This is a genomic window from Streptomyces sp. TLI_105 (assembly GCF_900105415.1).
In the GTDB taxonomy this organism is placed as follows: Bacteria; Actinomycetota; Actinomycetes; order Streptomycetales; family Streptomycetaceae; genus Streptomyces.
The window spans coordinates 4,201,929-4,223,160 of sequence record NZ_FNSM01000001.1 but is presented as its reverse complement, the minus strand read 5'-3'; the positions used below and the strand labels follow the sequence as shown (position 1 = coordinate 4,223,160).

Genomic DNA, 21,232 nt, shown 5'->3' with positions numbered 1-21,232 from the left:
TCAGGACGGTTGTCCGTCGCGACATACCCGGTATACATACTGAGTATGTCGATCCGCCACGGGCTCCTCGCCCTCCTCGAACGCGGCCCTCGCTACGGCTCCCAGCTCCGTACGGAGTTCGAGTCCCGCACCGGCTCCACCTGGCCGCTCAACGTCGGCCAGGTCTACACGACGCTCAACCGGCTCGAGCGCGACGGCATGGTCGCCCAGGGCGGCGAGGACGCCGCCGGGCACACGCTCTACGCGATCACCGACAGCGGCCGCGCCGAGCTCAGGACCTGGTTCGAGAAGCCGGTGGACCGCACCAGCCCCGCCCGTGACGAGCTGGCCATCAAGCTCGCCATGGCCGTGGGCGCGCCCGGCGTCGACATCCGCGACGTCATCCAGTCCCAGCGCCGGCACACCGTGAAGGCGATGCAGGACTACACCCGGCTCAAGGCGCGGGCCCTGCTCGCCGTCGAGGGCGGCGGGGCCCGGGAGCGGGACGACGTGGCCTGGCTGCTCGTCCTGGAGCAGCTGATCTTCCAGACCGAGGCGGAGGCCCGCTGGCTGGACCACTGCGAGTCCCGGCTGATCCGCCTGTCGGCGACGGCCGCCGCGGGGAGCCCGGCGACCGGGCCCGTGGGCCCGACGGCCCCGAGTGCACCGGCGGTCCCAGCGGTCTCGAACACCCCGGCAGGCCCGGCGGGCTCCAGCGCCCCGCCCGCCCCGAGCGCCCTGAGTGCTCCGGCCGGCCCGGCCGGGCCGGGGACTCCGGCCTCTTAGGCCCTTCGACCACCGGTACACCCGGGGCGCGTCGACCGCACCCTCGCGCCCCGCCCGTACCTCTGACGCACCACCTTCCACCGCACGCTCCCGTACCCGGCCCGCCCGCCGCGTACGGCCAACGGGGGGACCCCTCCATGTCGACACAGCAGCCCGTGCTGCAACTGCAGAACCTGACCCGCGTCCACGGCGCGGGCGCCACCGAGGTGCACGCCCTGCGCGGCATCGACCTCGCCGTGTACCCCGGCGAACTCGTCGCCGTCATGGGCCCGTCGGGCTCCGGCAAGTCCACGCTGCTCACCATCGCCGGCGGCCTGGACACCCCCAGCTCGGGCCGGGTGATCGTCGAGGACACCGACATCACCACCGCGAGCGTCAAGGAACTCGCGGCCCTGCGCCGCCGCAGCATCGGTTACGTCTTCCAGGACTACAACCTCATCCCGGCCCTGACCGCCGCCGAGAACGTCGCCCTGCCCCGCGAGCTGGACGGGACCTCCGCCCGCAAGGCGCGCGTCGAGGCCGTCGCCGCCCTGGAGGAGATGGGGCTCGGCCACCTCGCCGACCGCTTCCCCGACGAGATGTCCGGCGGCCAGCAGCAGCGCGTCGCCATCGCCCGCGCCCTCGTCGGCGACCGCCGCCTCGTCCTCGCCGACGAGCCGACCGGCGCCCTGGACTCCGAGACCGGCGAGTCCGTGCTCGCCCTGCTCCGCTCCCGCTGCGACGCGGGCGCCGCCGGTGTCCTCGTCACCCACGAGCCGCGGTTCGCCGCCTGGGCCGACCGGGTCGTGTTCCTGCGGGACGGCGCCATCGTCGACCAGACCGTGCGCAGCGAGGCCGATTCGCTCCTGTCGGGTCAGGTGGCCGACGCGTGAAGACCTGGTTCCACTCCTGGCGGGCCGCGATCCGCATAGCCCGCCGCGACGCCTGGCGCTCCAAGGGCCGCAGCGCCCTCGTCCTCGCGATGATCGCGCTGCCCATCCTGGGTGTCAGCGCCCTCGACCTGACCTACCGCAGCTCCCAGCTCTCCCCCGCCGAGCGGGTGGAGCGGACGATCGGCGCGGCCGACGCCCGCTTCAAGGACGCCCAGGTCGACGGCGTCCCCATCTTCCAGGACCCGGCGGGCGAGATGAACACGCCGGTCAAGGACTACGAGGACGAGCCCTGGCCGAGCGGCCCGACCGATGTCACCAAGACCATCCCCGCGGGAGCCACCGTCCTCACGGACAGCGTCGGTGACGCCAAGCTGACGACGGCCCACGGTCTGCTCGGGGCCGGGGTGCGTGAGCTCAAGGCGTCCGATCCGATCGCCCGCGGCATCATGACGCTCCTGGAGGGGCGTTTCCCCGAGAAGAACGACGAGGTCATGGCGACCTCGCACTTCCTGGAGACGAGCGGTCTGTCGGTCGGCTCGACCCTTTCCGCCCGCAATTTCGATCGCCCGTACCGGATCGTCGGCTCCTACGAACTTCCCGACTCGCTCTCCACGGACCAGGTGAACGCACTGCCCGGCGCCTTCCTCGCCCCCTACGCGAAGGCGGTCGAGAAGGCCGGGCTGCCCGCGCCCGACACCTCCGTCTCGTATCTGGTGCGCGCGTCCGGTGGTTTCACGTGGAACGCCGTCAAGGAGATCAACACCAAGGGCGTCACGGTCGTCTCGCGTGCGGTGGTGCTCGACCCGCCCGCCGCGTCCGAGGTTCCGCTCAACCAGAAGGACGGCTGGGGCGACTACGCGGCCAGCCCGGCGGCCGACGCCGCCGAACTCGCCTCCCTCGCCACCGTCGTCGGCCTGGCGATGCTGGAGATCTGCCTCCTCGCCGGACCCGCCTTCGCGGTCGGCGCCCGGCGCTCGCGCCGCCAGCTCGGCCTCGTCGGCGCCAACGGAGGTGCCCGCAGCCACATCCGGGCCATCGTGCTGAGCGGCGGTCTGGTCATCGGCGTCGCGGCCGCCGTCACCGGCACCGTCCTCGCGCTGATCCTGACCCTGCTGCTGCAGCCGGTCCTCGAGGACACCATGGGCCAGCGGTTCGGGGCCTTCGACATCCGGCCGCTCGAACTGCTCGGCATCGCGCTGCTCGCGGTCCTGACCGGTCTGCTCGCCGCGATCGTCCCCGCCGTCACCGCCTCCCGGCAGACCGTCCTCGCCTCGCTCACCGGCCGGCGCGGCGTCCGCCGCAGCAGCCGCGTGCTGCCCCTGATCGGCCTGGCGGCCCTCCTCGTCGGCGGCGCGGTCGCCCTCTTCGGCTCGATGGTCTCCCAGCAGGTCGCCCTCGTGGCGGCCGGATCCGCTCTCGCCGAGCTGGGCGTCGTCGCCATGACCCCCGCCCTGGTGGGCCTGTTCGGGCGGACCGGCCGCTGGCTGCCGCTCTCCCCGCGCCTCGCGCTGCGCGACGCCGTCCGCAACCGGGGCCGTACGGCACCCGCCGTCGCCGCCGTCCTCGCGGCCGTCGCGGGCACGGTCGCCGTCTCCACGTACATGGCCAGCCGCGAGGCCGAGAACAGGGCCGGGTACGAGGCCACGCTGCCGTACGGCGTCGCCTCCGCCTTCGTCCAGGAGGAGGGCGGCCGGGACGTCCCCGCCGTCCGCGAGGCCGTCCAGCGCAACTTCCCCGTCTCCGTCCGCGCCGACGTCGGGCGCGTCTCGGTCGGCAAGCCCGGCTGCCCGCCCTGGGGTGAGGGCGCCGGCTGCGGCCGCTACGAGGTCATCGTTCCCCCGGCGAACGAGTGCCCGCTGTACGCAGCGGCCCCGGGCGGCGGCGACCCCTCGGAGAAGTACACGCCCGACCAGCGGCGGAAGCTGCTCACGGAGGACTGGCGCTGCAAGGACTCCGCCAGCAGCGGGATGTACGTCTCCGACGGCGGCCTGCTCATCGGTGACGCCAAGCTGCTCCAGGTCCTCGGCGTCGACGACCCCGCGACCGTGAAGGCCCTCGCCGAGGGCAGGATCGTCGTCTTCAACCGCGCCCTGGTCGACATGAAGGGCGCCGTCGGGATCAAGCAGATCACCGACATCCCCGCCGCCGACAAGGCCTCAGAGCAGGGCCGTCCCGTCCCCGGCGAGGTCAGCTCCCTGCCCGCCTACCTGGTGCCTGGCGACAAGAAGTCCTACGGCCTCCAGGCCCTCATGACCCCGGCCACCGCGAAGGCCGCCGGTCTCTCCACGGTGCCGCTGGGCGTGTACGTCAGCACCGACCGGCTGCCGGACTCCGAGCAGCGCCAGAAGCTCGACAGCGAGCTCGCCAAGCTCGGCAGCAACGTCGAACTGCACCTGGAAGAAGGGTTCGTCAACGAGTACGGCATCATCCTGCTCTCGCTGGCCGTCTTCGCCGGCCTGGTCACCATCGGCGCCGCCGGCATCGCCACCGGACTCGCCCAGGCCGACGCCGAGGCCGACCTGAAGACGCTCGCCGCCGTGGGCGCCCCGCCCCGGGTCCGCCGCACGCTCAGCGGATTCCAGTGCGGAGTCGTCGCCGCGATGGGCGTGCTCCTCGGCTCCGCCGCAGGACTGCTGCCCGCCGTGGGGCTCCGGCTCACCGAGGAGCGCGACCAGCTCCGCTTCTACGAGCAGAACATCGCCGAGGGCTGGAGCGCCGACCTGACCCCGCCCGACGTGCCGATCGTCATCCCCTGGGAGACGCTGGCCGGCCTGCTCGTCGCCGTCCCGCTCGGCGCCGCGCTCCTCGCCGCCCTGGTGACCCGCTCGCGCGGCGCACTGGCCCGGCGCGCGGCGACCTGACGGGCTTCGTTCTCGTCCTGTGCCCCTGTACGAGGGTGGATCACCCCCGTACAGGGGCACACCGTGTGGTGAGGCATGCGTACGAGAGAATGGCGGCATGGAGATGCCGAGGAATGACAGGTCGCAGGAGAGCCCCCAGGTCCTCATCGTGGGACAGGACGGGATGGCGCTCGGCGGCACTCAGGGCGACGACGAACCCCGCGAGGTCCCGGTGACGGAAATGGTCGAGCAGCCTGCGAAGGTCATGCGGATCGGCAGCATGATCAAGCAGCTCCTGGAGGAAGTACGGGCGGCCCCTCTGGACGAGGCGAGCCGGGTCAGGCTCAAGGACATCCACGCCAGCTCCGTGAAGGAGCTGGAGGACGGGCTCGCGCCCGAACTGGTCGAGGAACTGGAACGGCTCTCCCTGCCGTTCACGGACGAGGCGATCCCCTCCGAGGCGGAGCTGCGCATCGCGCAGGCGCAGCTGGTGGGCTGGCTCGAGGGCCTGTTCCACGGCATCCAGACGGCGCTGTTCGCCCAGCAGATGGCGGCCCGCGCGCAGCTGGAGCAGATGCGCCGCGCGCTGCCTCCGGGCGCTTCCCACGACGACGATGACGACGACCACGGCCACGGGCACGCGGTGCGCTCGGGACCGTACCTGTAGGTCACGTCCGTACGCGGGAAGGGCCCGGCACACCTCGTGCGCCGGGCCCTTCCTCGTGTGCCGGGCCCTCCTGGCACGCGCGGGCCCCTCCTGGCCTGCCGGGTCCCTCCTTGCGTGCCGGGTCCCTCCTTGCGCGCGCGGGTCCCTCCCTGCGCGCGCAGACCCCTCGTTGCGTGCCGGGTCCCTCCTTGCGCGCGCGGGTCAGGCGCGTGGCGTGAGCAGCAGCACCTTGCCGACGTGCCGGCCGTCCTCCAGCGCCCGGTGCCCCTCGGCGGCCTCCGGCATCGGAAGCGTCCGGTCGACGACCGGCCGGACCGTGCCCGCGCCGATCAGCGGCCAGACGTGCTCCCGTACGGCCGCGACGATCGCCGCCTTCTCCTGCGCCGGCCGGGACCGCAGCGTCGTCGCCAGGACGGCGGCGCGCTTCGCGAGCAGCGCCCCGAGGTTCAGCTCGCCCTTCACCCCGCCCTGGAGGCCGATGACGACCAGTCGGCCGTTCACGGCCAGCGCCTTCACGTTCCGCTCCAGGTACTTGGCGCCCACGATGTCCAGGATGACGTCCGCGCCCGCCCCGTCCGTCGCCTTCGCCAGCTCCTCGACGAAGTCCTGCTCGCGGTAGTCGATGAGGATGTCCGCGCCCAGCTCGGCGCAGCGCGCCAGCTTCTCGGGGCCTCCGGCGGTGACCGCGACCCGCGCGCCGACCGCCTTCGCCAGCTGGATCGCCATCGTGCCGATCCCGCTCGCGCCGCCGTGCACGAGCAGCGTCTCGCCGGGCCGCAGGTGCGCGAGCATGAAGATGTTGGACCAGACCGTGCACGCGACCTCGGGGAGCGCGGCGGCCGTGGTCAGGTCGACGCCCTCCGGGACGGGCAGCAGCTGGCCGGCCGGGACCACGACCTTCTCCGCGTAGCCGCCGCCGGCGAGCAGCGCGCACACCTCGTCGCCGACGGCCCAGCCGGACACCCCGGGGCCGAGCTCGGCGATCCGGCCCGCGCACTCCAGGCCGGGGTACGGGGAGCTGCCCGGCGGTGGGTCGTAGAAGCCCTGGCGCTGGAGCAGATCGGCGCGGTTGACCGCGCTGGCCGCCACTTCGACGAGCACCTCGCCCTCGCCGGGTACGGGATCGGGCACCTCGGCCCAGACGAGCGCCTCGGGACCGCCGGGTTCCGGAATCGTGATCGCATACATGGCGGCGAGGCTACTCGTCCGGCGGGTCGGCCCTCCGGTGAGTCGGTGCTCCGGCGGGTCAGTCCTCCGGGGGCGTGGAGAGCGGGGCCACCGGCGCGGCGCGCACGATGGTGATCACCCGGTCGGTGAGCTGGAGCGGGCTGGCCGCGGGGTCGTCGTAACCGAGGAGCCGGTGGCCGCGGAGCACGCTCACCACCAGGTCGCCGGTCTCCCGCACGCTCTTGCCGGCCTCGCTCTTGGTCACCGGCCGTTCCACGAGGTCGAGGCCCGAGCCCTGCTGAATGAGGTCCTCTATGACCGTGCCGGCGCTGGGGCTCAGCACGGACAGTCCGAGCAGGCGGCCGGCGGCGCTGGCGCTGGTGATGACCGCGTCCGCGCCGGACTGGCGGAGCAGCGGCGCGTTCTCCTCCTCGCGGACCGCCGCGACGATCTTCGCTCCCCGGTTGAGCTGGCGTGCCGTGAGGGTGACCAGGACCGCCGTGTCGTCGCGCTGGGTGGCGATGACGATCTGCCGGGCCCGCTGCACCTCGGCGCGGAGCAGCACGTCGCTGCGGGTCGCGTCGCCGACGACGCCGACGAACCCGTCCGTGTTCGCCGTCTCGATCACCTTCGTGGAGGGGTCGACGATGACGATCTGGTCCTTGCGGAGTCCGGTCGCGCAGAGCGTCTGGATCGCGGACCGCCCCTTCGTCCCGAAACCGACGATGACGGTGTGGTCGCGCAAGGTGGACCTCCAGCGGTTCAGCCGGAACTCCTCCCGGGTCCGTTCGGTGAGGACCTCGAGAGTGGTGCCGACCAGGATGATCAGGAAGAGCACGCGCAGGGGCGTGACCAGCAGGATGTTGGCGAGCCGCGCCGAGTCGCTGTACGGGACGATGTCGCCGTATCCGGTGGTGGAGAGCGTCACGGTCGCGTAGTAGACGCTGTCGAGGAAGTCGAGCGTCTCGTCGGCGTTGTCGTGATAGCCGTCGCGGTCGACGTAGACGATGAGAACCGTCAGGATCAGCACGCCGAGCGCCATGAGCAGCCGTTTGCCGACCTGGCGCAACGGCCTCTCGACGACCCGGCGGGGCAGCTGGATCCGTGGGCCCGAGATCCGTTCGTCCGCGTTGCGGGCCATCACGTCACGACTGGGAAGTTTCACGTGAAACACGCTCCTTGGGCCGGTACGGCGCCCGACGTCGGCGGCCAGGGAAGGTCGAGGACGTCCAGCTCCTGGCCGGACCGGGCGCCGCCGGGCGGGACGACGGCCATGCCGTCCGCGACGGCGATGCCCCGGAGCATGGCGGGCCCGTTGTAGCGCAGCGGAACGAGCCGCTCGGCCCGGCGGACGACCGGGACGAGCCGGGTGTCGTGGGGATGCCCGTGCACCTCGTCCAGGACGGGGGCACGGCCCTCGGCGGGAGAGGTGCCGCCCAGGACGGCGAGGAGCGGCTCGGCGAGCGTGAGGAGCCCGGAGACGGCGGCGAGCGGGTTGCCGGGCAGGCCGACGAGGTGGCGACCGCCGCCCAGGGCCGCGAGGAGCATTGGATGGCCGGGGCGTACCTTCACCCCGTCGACCAGGAGCGTGGCGCCCGCCTTGTCGAGGACCCGGTGAAGGTGGTCGACGGGTCCGGCGGCGGTGCCTCCCGTGGTGACCACCAGGTCGGCGGCGGAGCCCGTGACGGCCGCGTACAGCTCCTCGGCGTCGTCGCCGATCCGCCGGGTGGCGAGCACCTCGGCGCCGAGCGCCGCGAGCCAGGGACCTAGCATCGGGCCGAGGGCGTCACGGATGAGCCCCTCGTGGGGGAGACCGGCCGTGAGCAGCTCGTCGCCGAGGACGAGGACCTCCACGCGGGGGCGCGGCGGCACGGGGAGCGCGTCGTAACCGGCGGCTGCGGCGAGGCCCAGCACGACGGGGGTCACGGCGGTGCCGACGGGCAGGAGCTCGTCGCCGGACCGGCACTCCTGACCCCGGGGCCTGATGTCCTGCCCGGAGACCACGTCACGCAGCGCGTGCAGCAGAAGGCCCGGCCCGGGGAGGGGTCCGGTCCGTTCCGTACGGGAGTGCTCGGTACGGATGACGGCGGTGGTCCCGGGCGGGACGGGGGCGCCGGTGGCGATCCGTACGGCCTCGCCGTCGGTCAGGGCGGCGACGGGCGCGTGACCTGCGAGGACGGGGGTCTCCGCGCGGACGGCCCAGGGGCCCGGGCCCGCGACGGCCCAGCCGTCCATGGCGGAGGTGTCGAAGGAGGGCAGGTCGGTGAGGGCGAGGAGCGGCTCGGCCAGGACCTGGCCGAGGGCCTGCCCGAGCGGGAGGCGCCGCGGCTCCCGGCCGGCCCGCGCGGTGCTCCCGGCGCGGGCTGCGGCGGCCCTGGCCTCGGGCCAGGCGGTGGCCCGGTGCGGCGTCCCGGCCTTGGCGCCGGTGGCGGTTCCGGGGGCCACGGGAAGGGGCTCCTTCGAAGTCATCCGGTCTCGTCCTGCTCGGCGGCCCAGCGCTGCGCGAGCGCCGCGGCCTTGCGGGCGGCCTCGGCGACGGCCTCCGGCCCTCCCTCGGCGCCCGCGCGGGCGGCCGCGTAGCCGACCAGGAAGGTGGTCAGGGGCGCGGCGGGGCGGGCCACGCCGTGGGCGGCGTCACGGGCGAGGTCGAGCAGCACGCCGGTGTCGACGTCCAATTCGATGCCCAGTTCGTCCTTGACTGCGGTGATCCATTCATCCAGCACGGTCCCATGCTCCCTGATGCGGGCCCGGGCCGTGGCGATGTCCTCCCAGGTGTCGCAGTCGAAGGAGGCCAGGGGGGCCGCGGCGACCCGGGTGAGGCTCAGTCCCCCGGTGAGGAGACGCAGCGGACCGCCTTCGAGGGTGCCTCGTCGGCCGGTGATGAGGGCCAGTTCACGCAGGAGCGGGGCGCGGCGGTACGCGGCGACGAGCGGCTGGTCCCGCCCCTCGGCGTCGGTGAGGAGCGCGGCCTCGGCCCCGGGGGTCGCGTCGAGCGCGTCGAGGAGGCGACGGACGGCGGCTCCGTCCAGGAAGGGCAGGTCGGCGGAGAGGACGAGGAGGATGTCGGCGCCGGTCTCCCGGACGCCGGCGTCGAGCGCGGCCAGCGGGCCGCCGCCGGGCGGGTCCTCCCTGGTCCAGCGGACGGGGCGGGCGGTCGGGCGGGGGGCCGCGACGACCACGGTCCGGCCGGCGTCGGGACAGGCCGCGAGCACCCGGTCGAGGAGGGTCCGGCCCCCGACCCGTACCCCTGGCTTGTCGGAGCCGCCGAGGCGCCGGGCGGCGCCCCCGGCGAGCACGACGGCGTCGTATGCGGTGATCACCCCAGCAGTATGGGCCGCCCGGTCCCCTCGCCGACGGGCCCGTCTCCCTTGCTGAGACGGTCCCGCACGAACGACCGCACGGTCGACCGGCCACGCGAACGACCGCACGGTCGACCGGCCACGCGGTCGACCGGCCACGCGGTCGACCGACGCGCACCGGACGGCCGCACCGGGTGGGGGTCCGGTGCGGCCGTTCCTCGTCAGACCGTGCGGAGCAGGACGGCAGGCTGCTCGACGCAGTCCGCCACGTACCGCAGGAAGCCGCCCGCCGTGCCGCCGTCGCAGACGCGGTGGTCAAAGGTGAGCGAGAGCTGCACCACCTGACGGACCGCCAGTTCGCCTTGGTGGACCCAGGGCTTGGGGATGATCCGGCCGACCCCGAGCATGGCGGCCTCGGGGTGGTTGATGATCGGCGTGGAGCCGTCGACCCCGAACACCCCGTAGTTGTTCAGGGTGAACGTGCCGCCGGTCAGATCGGCCGGGGTGATCGCGCCCTGCCGGGCCGCCTCCGTCAGGCGGGCGAACTCCGCCGTCAGCGACTCCGCCGTCCTGCTCCCCGCGTCCTTGACCACGGGGACGACGAGCCCGCGCGGGGTCTGGGCGGCGAAACCGAGGTGCACGGACGGCAGCCGGACGATCTCCCGGGCGGCCGTGTCCACCGTGGAGTTGAGCTCGGGGAACCGGGCCAGGGCGTGGACGCAGATGCGCGCGAGGAGCGCGAGCAGCGAGATCTTCGGCCCGCCGGCCGCGTTCATCGCCGTCCGTGCCGCCATCAGCTCGGTCGCGTCGGCGTCGACCCAGCAGGTCGCGTCGGGGATCTCCGTACGGCTGCGGGACAGCTTGTCCGCCACCGCGCCACGGACCCCGCGCAGCGGAACCCGCTCGCCGGCCGTCGCGACGGGGGCCACGGCGGCGCCCGGGGCGGGCGTCGGGGCCGCGGCCGGCTGCTCCAGGGCCGCGAGGGCCAGCTCCACGTCGGCCCGCAGGATCAGCCCCTCGGGGCCGGATCCGCGCACCTCCCGCAGATCGAGGCCCCGGTCGCGGGCCAGCTTCCGCACGAGCGGCGAGATGACGGGCACCGGGCCCGCGTGCCCACCGGCCACCGGAGCGGCCGCAGGGGTCCGGGCGGTGGCCGAAGCCTGTCCCGCGACCGGCGCCGGAGCGGCCGCCTGCGCCTGGGCGGCCGCCGGGTTCGTGTGCCGCACCCGGCGACGGCGGGCGGCGGGGCCGGCCGTGCCGTAGCCGACGAGCACGTTGCCCGAGTACTCCGAGGAGACGGCCGACTCGGCGTCGGCCCGGCCCTCCGTGGGGGCCGCTCCCGGAGCGGCCTCCGCGAGCTCCTCCGGCGCGCCCGTGCCGCCGACGGCGACCGTCAGGAGCGGTGCGCCGACGGGCAGTTCGGTGCCCTCCTCGCCGTACCGGGCGGTGACGACACCGCCGTACGGGCAGGGCACCTCGACCATGGCCTTGGCCGTCTCGACCTCGACGACCGGCTGGTCGATGGCGACGACGTCGCCGACGGCGACCAGCCAGCGCACGATCTCGGCCTCGGTGAGTCCCTCGCCGAGGTCGGGCAGCTTGAACTCAAGGACCTGTGCCATCAGCTCCCCGCCTCCCACTGCAGTCGCGCCACCGCGTCCAGGACCCGGTCCACGCCCGGCAGGTGGTGCCGCTCCAGCATCGGCGGCGGGTACGGGATGTCGAAGCCCGCGACCCGCAGCACCGGCGCCTCCAGGTGGTGGAAGCACCGCTCGGTCACGCGCGCGGCGATCTCCGCGCCGGGGCCGCCGAAGCCGGTCGACTCGTGGACGACGACCGCGCGGCCGGTGCGTCGCACCGAGGCGCAGACGGTCTCGTCGTCGAACGGCACGAGCGAGCGCAGGTCGACGACCTCCAGGTCCCAGCCCTCGGCCTGGGCGGCCTCCGCCGCCTCCAGACAGACCGGCAGCGAGGGACCGTAGGTGATCAGGGTGGCCCCGGTGCCCCGGCGCCGCACGACGGCCTTGCCGATCGGCTCGACGGGCGCGGGCGCCTCGGGGGACCAGTCGGACTTGGACCAGTAGAGCCGCTTGGGCTCCAGGAAGACCACCGGGTCGTCGGAGGCGATGGCCGCGCGCAGCAGCCCGTAGGCGTCCTCGACGGTGGCCGGGGTGACGACGTGCAGTCCCGGCGTGGCCGTGTAGTAGGCCTCGGAGGAGTCGCTGTGGTGCTCGACGCCGCCGATCCCGCCGCCGTACGGGACGCGGATGACGATCGGCATCGGCATCGCGCCGCGGGTGCGGTTCCGCATCTTCGCCACGTGGGAGAGCAGCTGCTCGAACGCCGGGTACGCGAACGCGTCGAACTGCATCTCCACGACCGGCCGCAGGCCGTACATGGCCATGCCGACGGCCGCGCCGAGGATGCCCGCCTCGGCCAGCGGGGTGTCCGTACACCGGTCCTCGCCGAACTCCTTGGCGAGCCCGTCGGTGACCCGGAAGACGCCGCCGAGGGTGCCGACGTCCTCGCCCATCACATGGACGGTCGGGTCCTCGGCCATCGCGTCGCGCATGGCGCGCTGGAGCGCCTGCGCCATCGTGGCGGGCTTCGGCTTGGCGGCGTTCCCGCCGGCCTTGGCCGCAGTGGGGCCGGTCGTCGCGGTCGTCATCACGCCTCACCCTCGGCTTCGAGCTCGGCGCGCAGCTGCGCCGCCTGTTCGCGCAGCTGTGTCGTCTGCTCCGCGTAGACGTGGGCGAAGAGCTCCATCGGGTCGAGCACCGGGTCGGCGTTCATCCGTTCGCGCAGCTCCGCCGCCATCGTCTCGGCGGCCTCGGCCGCCGCGCGCCTGCCGTCCTCGTCGAGCAGTCCACGCTCCGTCAGTTCCCGTTCGAGGATGAGGATCGGGTCGTGCGCCCGCCAGGCCTCGACCTCGTCGGCCGCCCGGTAGCGGGTCGCGTCGTCGGCGTTGGTGTGGGCGTCGATCCGGTAGGTGATCGCCTCGACGAGGGTGGGGCCGCCGCCGCGCCGCGCGCGGGCCACGGCCTCGGTGAGCACCTGGTGGACGGCGACCGCGTCGTTCCCGTCGACGAGCCGGCCCGGCATGCCGTACCCGACGGCCTTGTGGGCGAGGGAGGGGGCCGCGGTCTGCTTGGCGAGCGGCACGGAGATCGCGAAGCCGTTGTTCTGCACGAGGAAGACCACGGGGGCCTGCCAGACGGCGGCGAAGTTCAGCGCCTCGTGGAAGTCGCCCTCGCTGGTGCCGCCGTCGCCGACCATGGCCAGGGCCACGACGTCGTCGCCCTTGAGGCGGGCGGCGTGGGCGAGGCCCACGGCGTGCGGGAGCTGGGTGGCGAGGGGCGTGCAGAGCGGCGCGATGCGGTGCTCGTGCGGGTCGTACCCGGTGTGCCAGTCGCCGCGCAGCAGCGTGAGGGCCTGGACGGGGTCGAGGCCCCGGGCGACGGCCGCCAGGGTGTCGCGGTACGAGGGGAAGAGCCAGTCCCGCTCCTCCAGGGCGAGGGCGGCGGCGATCTCGCACGCCTCCTGGCCGGTGGTGGACGGGTACACGGCGAGCCGGCCCTGCTTGGTGAGGGCGGTGGCCTGGGTGTTGTACCGGCGGCCGCGGATCAGCTCCGCGTAGAGCCGGAGCAGCAGCGCGGGGTCGGCGTCGGCCACGGCGTCCGTGCCGAGCACGCGCAGCGGCTCGGCCTCCGGCAGCAGCGGGGCGGGGTCGGTACGCGGCTGCCACGTCGGCGGGGTGTGCCGGTCAGCGGGGACGGCACCGGGCGGCTCTTGGACTGTCGAACTGCGCTGTTGCAACGAGTCCACCTCCTCATGGGAGCGGGCATAAGACCCGAAGGCGGGTGGCGCGAGTGTGGCGCGCCTCACCTACCGATTGTTCGGTCGTGGAGGCATTTTGGCTACAGGCACCTCCAGCCTGTGGACAAACGGTTCTCCACAGCCTGGGATGAGGGCAGGTCGTCCACCGGAGAGAGGCGGGGGCACATGGCGGATGAACAAATGGCCGACGATTGGGAGCAGGTCGTCGCCCCGGCGCCGACGGCGGGATCCACAGGGCCTCCGGCCCGCCCGCTGGACGCCATCGACCGCGACATCCTCCGCATCCTGCAGACGGACGGTCGCGCCTCGATCCGCTCCGTGGCCGAGCGGGTGCACGTCTCCCGGGCCAACGCGTACGCGCGGATCAACCGGCTCATCGACGACGGGGTGATCCGCGGCTTCAGCGCCCGCGTCAACCACGAGCGGGCGGGGCACGGGGCCTCCGCCTACATCACGCTCAAGATCGTCCAGAACTCCTGGCGGACCGTGCGCGAACAGCTCCAGGCCCTGCCGGGAGCCGCGCACATCGCCCTGGTCAGCGGCGATTTCGACGTCCTGCTGCTCGTCCACACCCCCGACAACCGGACCCTGCGCGAGCTGGTGCTCACCAAGCTCCAGTCGATCCCGGAGGTGCTCTCGACCCGGACCCTGCTGGTCTTCGAGGAGACGGACCTGGACCCGGACCCCCGCACCCCGGGCCGCTGACCCGGCCCACCGAGCCCGCGGTGGGCCGTACGGGGGATCAGCGGGGCCGCGGGCCGACGCGGAGCCCCAGGCCCCGGGCCAGGGGCAGCTACGGAGCCCCGAGGCCCGGACAGGGGCGGCCACGGAGCCCCCGAGGCCCTGCAAAGAGGGCGGCGCCACGCCCCCAGGCCCGGCAGGGGCGGCTCAGCGGCCCGTAAGACGTCTCAGCGGGCCGTCCGCAGCCCGTCGAAGGCCAGGTGGACGACGGTCTCGGCGAGCTGCTCCCGCTCCGCCGTCGTGTCCGGGTGCGGGCGGTACCACTCCACCAGCGAGTTGATCATGCCGAAGAGGAGCCGGGTCGCGAGCCGGATGTCCACGTCGGCCCGCAGGTCGCCCTCGGCGGCGGCGGCCTTCAGCAGATCGGCCACCTTGTGGTCGAACTCGCGGCGGCGCTCCATCGCCCACCGCTCGGTGGCGGTGTTCCCCCGCACCCGCAGCAGCAGCGTCACGTACGGCAGCTCCGCTATCAGCACCTCGACGGTCCGCCGCGTGACGTACTCGACCCGCTCGACGGCCCGGCCGCGCCCGGCGCCCGGCTCGCCGAGGATCGCGAAGAGCCCGTCGAGCGCTCGGCTGACCGCCCGCCGCAGCAGCTCCTCCTTGCCGGCCACGTGGTGGTAGATCGAGGACTTCGAGATCCCGGCCGCCTTGGACAGGTGCTCCATCGAGGTGCCGTCGTAACCGCGCTCGTTGAAGACCCGCACCGCGACCGAGAGCAGCGTCTCGGGGGTGTACGTGTCGCGCTTGGCCGTGGTCATCGGGAGTCCTCCGCTTCCTCGGCGTATCCCCGGCGGGCGGTGGCCAGGCTGGGCGCGTACCGTCCCGTCGGGTAGCGCTCGTGCAGCTCCATGAGCAGGTCGCGCACGCGCTCGTGCCCCACCTTCCCGGCCCACTCCAGCGGGCCGACGGGGTAGTTGACCCCGAGACGCATCGCCGTGTCGACGTCCTCGGCGGTGGCGACGCCCCGGTCGACCGCGTCGGCCGCGAGGTCGGCGAGCATCGCGACCGTACGGGCGACGATCATGCCGGGCACGTCGCCGATGACGGACACCTGCTTGCCGAGCGCCTGGAAGAGTCCCACGGCCTCGGCGAGGGACTCGTCCGAGGTGTGCTCGCCGGTCGACAGGACGATCCGGCTCGCGCGCGCGTAGTCCAGCGCGAGGTCGAAGTAGATGATCTCGTCGGTGTAGTACTCGAAGGCGGTCTCGCCGTCGGCGAGGCAGAGCCGGGCGCCGCCGGGCAGCAGGACGTATCCGTTGCCGCCCTTGCGCCGGACCTCGATCCCGGCCTCCTCGAACAGCTCGATCAGCGGCTCGGCGGGCCCCAGGTCTCCGCGCACGGCGATCCGCTCGGGCGCCTCGGCCGGCGGAGCGGTGTGCGGCTCGGGCCGCTCCGCGCCCTCCGCGTACGAGAACCAGCCCTGGCCCGTCTTGCGGCCGAGCCGTCCCGACTCCACGAGCCGCCGCTGCGCGAGCGAGGGCGTGAACTTCGGGTCCTGGTAGAAGGACTCCCACACCGACCGGGTGACGGCCTCGTTCACGTCCTGCCCGATGAGGTCGGTCAGCTCGAAGGGCCCCATCCGGAACCCGCCGCACTCGCGCAGGGCTGCGTCGATGGTGGCGGGGTCGGCCGCGCCCTCCTCGAAGACCCGGAGCGCCTCGGCGTAGAAGGGGCGGGCGACCCGGTTCACGATGAAGCCGGGGGTGTCCGCGCAGCGCACCGGCGTCTTGCCCCAGCCCTTCACCGTCTCGTACGCGCGCGTGGCGACGTCCGCGTCGGTGGCGAAGCCGCTGACGACCTCGACGAGGGGGAGCAGCGGCGCCGGGTTGAAGAAGTGCAGGCCGACGAACCGGCCGGGCAGCCGCAGTCCTCCCGCGATGGCGGTGACGGAGAGGGAGGAGGTGTTCGTGGCGAGGACGGTGTCGTCGCCGACGATCTTCTCCAGGTCGGCGAAGAGCCGCTGCTTGACCGAGAGGTCCTCGACGATCGCCTCGATCACGAGGGCGGCGTCCGCGAGCTCGGCGGGGTCTTCGGCGGCGTGCAGCCGGCCGACGGCGGCCTCCCGCGCGGCGGCGTCGAGGCGGCCCTTCTCCACGAGCCGGTCCAGGCGGGCGGTGAGGGCGGCGACGGCCTCGGTGGCCCGGCCGGGGGCGCTGTCGTAGAGGCGCACGGGGTGGCCGGCGACCAGCGCGACCTGGGCGATGCCCTGGCCCATGGTGCCGGTGCCGACGACGGCGACGACGCGGTCCCGGCCGATGGCGGCGGTGCGGTCCTGTTCCACGGCGGCGGTCTCGTTGGCGGTCACGTCGTCGCTCCCCCTGACGGTCACGTTGGCGCTCATAGGAGTGATCCTCCCCGATGGGTTTTCCACAGGATCGACGGACCCCCCTTGTCCCGACCGATCGTTCGGTTACTCTAACTCCGTACGCGTCTCCCTGCCCAGCTCGACGAGGAGTTGGTCCATCGATGGCCACCGCTCAGCTGACCACCGACCGTCTGGCCGAGAAGCACCGGTCCACACTCGACCAGGCGCTCGCCACCATCCGCACCCGCGCCTACTGGTCGCCGTACCCCGAGCACCCGAAGGCGTACGGCGCGGACGGCTCGCTCGACGCCGCGGCGGGCCTCGCCGCCCACCAGTCCGCGCTGAACACCCGCTTCGACCTCGACCAGCCCGGCACGGACGGCTGGACCGGCGGCGAGATCTCGCCGTACGGCCCGTCGCTCGGCATCGAGTACCCGCACGCCGACCTCGACGTGCTGCTCCCCGCCATGCGCGCGGGCATGGGCGCCTGGCGGGACGCCGGCGCCGAGACCCGCGCCCTGGTCTGCCTGGAGATCCTCGCCCGGATCTCCGCCCGGACCCACGAGTTCGCCCACGCCGTCATGCACACCAGCGGCCAGGCGTTCATGATGGCGTTCCAGGCCGGCGGCCCGCACGCCCAGGACCGCGGCCTGGAGGCCGTGGCGTACGCGTACGAGGAGCAGACCCGCACGCCCGCCGGGCGGGCCGACTGGTCCAAGCCGCAGGGCAAGCGCGACCCCCTGGAGCTGAGCAAGGAGTTCACCCCGGTCGGCCGCGGCATCGCGCTGGTCATCGGCTGCAACACCTTCCCCACGTGGAACGGCTACCCGGGCCTGTTCGCCTCCCTCGCCACCGGCAACCCGGTCCTGGTCAAGCCGCACCCGCGCGCCGTCCTGCCGCTCGCGCTGACGGTGAAGATCGCCCGTGAGGTGCTCGCGGAGGCCGGCTTCGACCCGAACCTGGTCGCGCTCGCCGTCGAGCGTCCCGGCGAGGGCATCGCCAAGACCCTGGCCGTGCGCCCCGAGATCCGGATCATCGACTACACCGGCTCCACCGCCTTCGGCGACTGGCTGGAGGCCAACGCCCGCCAGGCCCAGGTCTACACCGAGAAGGCCGGCGTCAACACGGTCGTGGTGGACTCCACCGACAACTACAAGGGGATGCTGGCCAACCTGGCCTTCTCGCTGTCCCTCTACAGCGGCCAGATGTGCACCACCCCGCAGAACCTGCTGATCCCCCGCGACGGCATCACCACCGACCAGGGCCCGAAGTCGTACGACGAGGTCGTCGCCGACCTCGCGGCGGCGGTCGGCGGCCTGCTCGGCGACGACGCCCGGGCGAACGGTCTGCTCGGCGCCCTGGTCAACCCGGACGTGAAGGCGCGCCTGGAGGCCGCCGCCGGGCTCGGCGAGGTCGCGCTCGCCTCCCGCGAGGTGGTCAACCCGGAGTACCCGGACGCCGTGGTCCGGACGCCGGTCATCGTGAAGCTGGACGGCTCCAAGCCGGACGCCCAGGCCGCGTACTTCTCGGAGTGCTTCGGCCCTGTCTCCTTCGCGGTCTCGGTGGACTCCACCGCCGACGCCCTGGAGCTGCTGCGCCGCACGGTCCGTGAGAAGGGCGCGATGACGGTCGGCGCCTACACGACCTCGGCGGACACCGAGCGCGCGGTGGAGGAGGTCTGCCTGGAGGAGTCGGCCCAGCTCTCGCTGAACCTCACGGGCGGGGTGTACGTGAACCAGACGGCCGCGTTCTCCGACTTCCACGGCTCCGGCGGCAACCCGGCGGCGAACGCCGCGCTGTGCGACGGCGCCTTCGTCTCCAACCGCTTCCGGGTGGTGGAGGTCCGCCGCCAGGCCTGATCCACGGTCTCGTGGAGGCCCTCCGGGGCCTCCACGAGAGCTCGCGAGGGTTACGGCGCCTCGATCTCCGCGTACCGCTGCACCCACGCGTGCATGGCGATCGCGGCGGCCGCGCCCGCGTTGATCGACCGGGTCGAGCCGAACTGGGCGATCGAGCAGACCATCTCCACATGGGCGCGGGCCTCCTCGGTGAGCCCCGGGCCCTCCTGTCCGAAGAGCAGCACGCAGCGGCGGGGGAGCACGGTCCGCTCCAGCGGGACGGCGCCCGGCAGGTTGTCGATCCCGATGACGGGGATGCCCTCGGCCGCCGCCCACGAGGTCAGCGACTCGGTGTCCGGGTGGTGCCGGACGTGCTGGTAGCGGTCGGTGACCATGGCGCCCCGCCGGTTCCAGCGGCGGCGGCCCACGATGTGGACCTCCTTCGCCAGGAAGGCGTTCGCGGTCCGCACGACCGAGCCGATGTTGAAGTCGTGGCCCCAGTTCTCCACCGCCACGTGGAAGTCGTGGCGCCGGGTGTCCAGATCGGCGACGACCGCCTCGCGCGTCCAGTACCGGTAGCGGTCCACGACGTTGCGCCGGTCGCCGCCGGCGAGCAGTTCGGGGTCGTACCGCTCGTCCCGCGGCCACGGCTCCGGGTGCGGCCCGACGCCGATCTCGGGGCCGAACCCCTCGTCGTACTGGACCGGCTCGGGCTGTTCTTCCGTGGTGCTCACCCGACGAGGGTACGGGGGCCGTGCTCCTCGGCCGTACGGCGCTGCTCGGGCAGCGTCCCGGCGGGGGCCCGCTTCAGCAGCCGGTCCCTGCCCGCGGCCACCCGGGCGCCCAGCCACACCAGGAACGCCGTCGGCAGGAACACGGCGTCGGCGGAGATCATCGCGAGCGAGAAGACGGGCAGTCCGAGGAGCACCGCGATCCCGGCGTGCTCCATCATCATCGCGACCAGGAGGACGTTCTTGACCTTGCGGTTGAAGAGCGTGAAGGGGAAGGCGACCTGGACGATGACCGTGCCGTAGGACAGCAGCATCACCATGACCCCGCTGGCGCCGAGCAGCTCGGAGAGGGCCGGCCAGGGGGAGAAGTAGTCCAGGTGGAGCGGGTAGAACAGCGCGGTCCCGTCCTGCCAGCGCGAGCCCTGGATCTTGTACCAGCCGGCCGTGGCGTAGATCAGACAGACCTCGGCCATGATCACGACGAGGACGGCGTTGTGCGCGAGGTTCGCGAGGACGTCGAGCAGGGTGCGCGGCTCCCCGGGGGCGATCCGGCAGACCAGCCACCACAGCCCGTTGCCGAGCCACAGCACCCACAGCAGCACCGGCACCCACCACTCGCCGGAGACGTCGCTGAACCAGGTGGCGGCGAGGAGGAAGCCGCCGAGCACCACCCACAGCAGCGGTCCGACGACATCACGGCGCCCGGGCTCCCCGGCCCGGGCCGCCCGGTCCTCACGGGCCGCCCGCCGGGCGTCCAGGGACCACACCCGGCCGCAGCGGGTGAAGACGAGGTAGATCGAGACGATGTGCAGGACGTTGTCGCCGCCGTCGCCCACGAAGATGGAGCGATTCAGCAGCGAGAGCACCCCGACCATGAAGACCACGGACACGGCCCGGGTACGCCACCCGACGAGGAGCAGCGCGGCCGAGAGCACCGCGAGCCCGTAGACGACCTCGAACCAGATCCGGCCGTCCGACCACAGGAGCACCGTGAAGGCCCGGTTGTCGGCGATCAGCCGCTGCGCCAGCTCCCAGGACCAGGGACCCTCGGGTCCGTACAGCTGGTGCCGGTGGGGCAGCTCGCGCAGCAGGAAGAGCAGCCAGGTCAGCGAGAAGCCGATCCGGATGATCGCGCTCTGGTACGGGGCGAGGGGACGGCTGGTGACGGCCTGCACCCCGCGGGCGAGCCGGCGGTCGAAGGGTTCGCGGGCACGCGCGGGCGTGGCGGTGGAAGTGCTCATCGGCCCGCCTCCGTGCGGCTCGTGACGGCGCCGGCGGACCGGTCGGCCTCGGTGATCCTCCACCACGGGAAGTCCCGGTAGGAGGGGGTGGTCCGCGTCTTCTCGGTGTTCCACCGGGCGGCGGGGACGGTCCGGGAGACGGTGCGGAGCTGGATGCGCCGCACGTCGGGGCCGACGGCCCGCCCGCCGGGTCCTTCGACGGCTTCGAGCCTGAGCATCGCGATCCGGCGGATGTACTGCTCCGAGAGGGTGCCGCGCAGTCCGTTGGGGCGGTGGTCGTCGGTGTGCGTGTTGAGGTAGAAGTCCACGGCCCTGCGGAGCTGGTTCTGCTGCGCGTGGCTGGGCATCGGGTTGTGGCGGATCGCCTCGATGTCCTGGGCGGTGAGGTCGATCCAGCCGGTGGTGCGGCGGCCCCCGTCGGCGCCGACGAGCTCGGCCCGGACCTCGACGGAGATGTTCGTCTGGAGCGGGTTGGGCGCGAAGAGCTTCCAGTTCTGCTCGAACTCGGGGTAGATCCAGTCGCTGACGGCCTCGCCGTGCCGCTTGGTCAGCGTGTTGGACGGCGCCACGTGCAGGAACACCATCGCCAGGTGGACGCAGGCGAACACGCCGACGACGGCGAGCGCCACGGCGGCGACGACCTGGTACGGCAGCGAGAGGGCCGTGATCCCTGCGCCGGCCCCCTCGGCCCCGGGAGGGGTGCCGGGGGCGTCCGGGGCCTCGGAAGCGGCGACCGACGGGTCATCGAGGTGATTTCGTCCGTGGGCCGAGGGGTCCTCGGGGGGTCTGCGCCCGTCGTCACTCATCTCGACCGCGTCCTTTTCGACGTACGCGTCCATCCCGCCCCGATCCCGATCGGCCCACCTCGGTTATCCACAGGGTTGACACCATACGGGCCGCCGACCCACCATTGAAGTCATTCAACC

18 protein-coding genes are annotated in these 21,232 nt (G+C 73.4%); 6 read left to right on the top strand and 12 right to left on the bottom strand.

What is annotated here, in order from left to right; all coding sequences use genetic code 11:
• Positions 1-45: 45 nt before the first annotated feature.
• The 4 genes from BLW86_RS19285 (at position 46) to BLW86_RS19270 (ending at position 5,144) form a co-directional block, all read left to right on the top strand.
• A complete protein-coding gene (locus BLW86_RS19285) occupies positions 46-765 on the top strand; it encodes a PadR family transcriptional regulator (RefSeq protein WP_093875182.1) in 720 nt (239 codons plus the stop codon).
• Between the two features lie 137 nt (positions 766-902).
• Complete coding sequence (locus BLW86_RS19280; protein ID WP_030692404.1) at positions 903-1,637, top strand: ABC transporter ATP-binding protein; 735 nt, start codon at positions 903-905, stop codon at positions 1,635-1,637.
• Positions 1,634-4,498: an ABC transporter permease gene (locus BLW86_RS19275; RefSeq protein ID WP_093875181.1), complete on the top strand. Its 2,865-nt coding sequence runs from the start codon at positions 1,634-1,636 to the stop codon at positions 4,496-4,498. The genes BLW86_RS19280 and BLW86_RS19275 overlap by 4 nt, the downstream gene beginning before the upstream one ends.
• Positions 4,499-4,595: 97 nt before the next feature.
• On the top strand, positions 4,596-5,144 hold the full coding sequence (locus BLW86_RS19270) for a bacterial proteasome activator family protein (protein WP_093875180.1): 549 nt from the start codon (positions 4,596-4,598) through the stop codon (positions 5,142-5,144).
• A gap of 201 nt (positions 5,145-5,345) precedes the next feature.
• On the opposite strand, the gene BLW86_RS19265 is transcribed toward BLW86_RS19270, so the two are convergent.
• From BLW86_RS19265 to pdhA, 7 genes are all read right to left on the bottom strand, one after another.
• Positions 5,346-6,332, bottom strand: coding sequence for an NAD(P)H-quinone oxidoreductase (locus tag BLW86_RS19265; RefSeq protein WP_093875179.1), 987 nt, complete (start codon positions 6,330-6,332; stop codon positions 5,346-5,348).
• A 58-nt stretch (positions 6,333-6,390) separates the two neighbouring features.
• On the bottom strand, positions 6,391-7,452 hold the full coding sequence (locus BLW86_RS19260; protein WP_256341688.1) for a potassium channel family protein: 1,062 nt from the start codon (positions 7,450-7,452) through the stop codon (positions 6,391-6,393).
• Between the two features lie 20 nt (positions 7,453-7,472).
• Positions 7,473-8,780, bottom strand: a complete 1,308-nt coding sequence (locus BLW86_RS19255; RefSeq protein WP_093875177.1) for a molybdopterin molybdotransferase MoeA — start codon at positions 8,778-8,780, stop codon at positions 7,473-7,475.
• On the bottom strand, positions 8,777-9,631 hold the full coding sequence (locus BLW86_RS19250) for an NTP transferase domain-containing protein (protein ID WP_093875176.1): 855 nt from the start codon (positions 9,629-9,631) through the stop codon (positions 8,777-8,779). Before BLW86_RS19250 ends, BLW86_RS19255 begins: the two co-directional genes overlap by 4 nt.
• Positions 9,632-9,831: 200 nt before the next feature.
• Positions 9,832-11,232, bottom strand: coding sequence for a dihydrolipoamide acetyltransferase family protein (locus BLW86_RS19245; RefSeq protein ID WP_093878742.1), 1,401 nt, complete (start codon positions 11,230-11,232; stop codon positions 9,832-9,834).
• The gene (locus tag BLW86_RS19240; RefSeq protein WP_093875175.1) at positions 11,232-12,278 is read right to left on the bottom strand and encodes an alpha-ketoacid dehydrogenase subunit beta; all 1,047 of its coding nucleotides are present in this window, start codon (positions 12,276-12,278) and stop codon (positions 11,232-11,234) included. The genes BLW86_RS19245 and BLW86_RS19240 overlap by 1 nt, the downstream gene beginning before the upstream one ends.
• Positions 12,278-13,435 (bottom strand): pyruvate dehydrogenase (acetyl-transferring) E1 component subunit alpha, encoded by a 1,158-nt coding sequence (pdhA, locus tag BLW86_RS19235; RefSeq protein WP_093875174.1) that lies wholly within the window; start codon positions 13,433-13,435, stop codon positions 12,278-12,280. Before pdhA ends, BLW86_RS19240 begins: the two co-directional genes overlap by 1 nt.
• A 192-nt stretch (positions 13,436-13,627) precedes the next feature.
• Between pdhA and BLW86_RS19230 the strand changes: the two genes are divergently transcribed.
• The gene (locus tag BLW86_RS19230; protein ID WP_093875173.1) at positions 13,628-14,152 is read left to right on the top strand and encodes an Lrp/AsnC family transcriptional regulator; all 525 of its coding nucleotides are present in this window, start codon (positions 13,628-13,630) and stop codon (positions 14,150-14,152) included.
• A gap of 203 nt (positions 14,153-14,355) precedes the next feature.
• On the opposite strand, the gene BLW86_RS19225 is transcribed toward BLW86_RS19230, so the two are convergent.
• Both BLW86_RS19225 and BLW86_RS19220 read right to left on the bottom strand, forming a co-directional pair.
• Entirely contained in the window at positions 14,356-14,949 is a 594-nt protein-coding gene (locus BLW86_RS19225; RefSeq protein ID WP_093875172.1) for a TetR/AcrR family transcriptional regulator, read from the bottom strand.
• On the bottom strand, positions 14,946-16,532 hold the full coding sequence (locus BLW86_RS19220; protein ID WP_093875171.1) for a 3-hydroxyacyl-CoA dehydrogenase: 1,587 nt from the start codon (positions 16,530-16,532) through the stop codon (positions 14,946-14,948). The genes BLW86_RS19225 and BLW86_RS19220 overlap by 4 nt, the downstream gene beginning before the upstream one ends.
• Positions 16,533-16,657: 125 nt before the next feature.
• On the opposite strand from BLW86_RS19220, the gene paaN reads away from it, so the two are divergent.
• Positions 16,658-18,355, top strand: a complete 1,698-nt coding sequence (gene paaN, locus BLW86_RS19215) for a phenylacetic acid degradation protein PaaN (RefSeq protein WP_093875170.1) — start codon at positions 16,658-16,660, stop codon at positions 18,353-18,355.
• A 50-nt stretch (positions 18,356-18,405) separates the two neighbouring features.
• On the opposite strand, the gene BLW86_RS19210 is transcribed toward paaN, so the two are convergent.
• The 3 genes from BLW86_RS19210 to BLW86_RS19200 are packed head-to-tail and all read right to left on the bottom strand — an operon-like array spanning position 18,406 to position 21,112.
• Complete coding sequence (locus BLW86_RS19210) at positions 18,406-19,068, bottom strand: TrmH family RNA methyltransferase (RefSeq protein WP_093875169.1); 663 nt, start codon at positions 19,066-19,068, stop codon at positions 18,406-18,408.
• A complete protein-coding gene (locus BLW86_RS19205; protein WP_093875168.1) occupies positions 19,065-20,306 on the bottom strand; it encodes an HTTM domain-containing protein in 1,242 nt (413 codons plus the stop codon). The genes BLW86_RS19210 and BLW86_RS19205 overlap by 4 nt, the downstream gene beginning before the upstream one ends.
• Positions 20,303-21,112: a DUF5819 family protein gene (locus tag BLW86_RS19200; RefSeq protein WP_256341351.1), complete on the bottom strand. Its 810-nt coding sequence runs from the start codon at positions 21,110-21,112 to the stop codon at positions 20,303-20,305. Before BLW86_RS19200 ends, BLW86_RS19205 begins: the two co-directional genes overlap by 4 nt.
• Between the last annotated feature and the right edge of the window lie 120 nt (positions 21,113-21,232).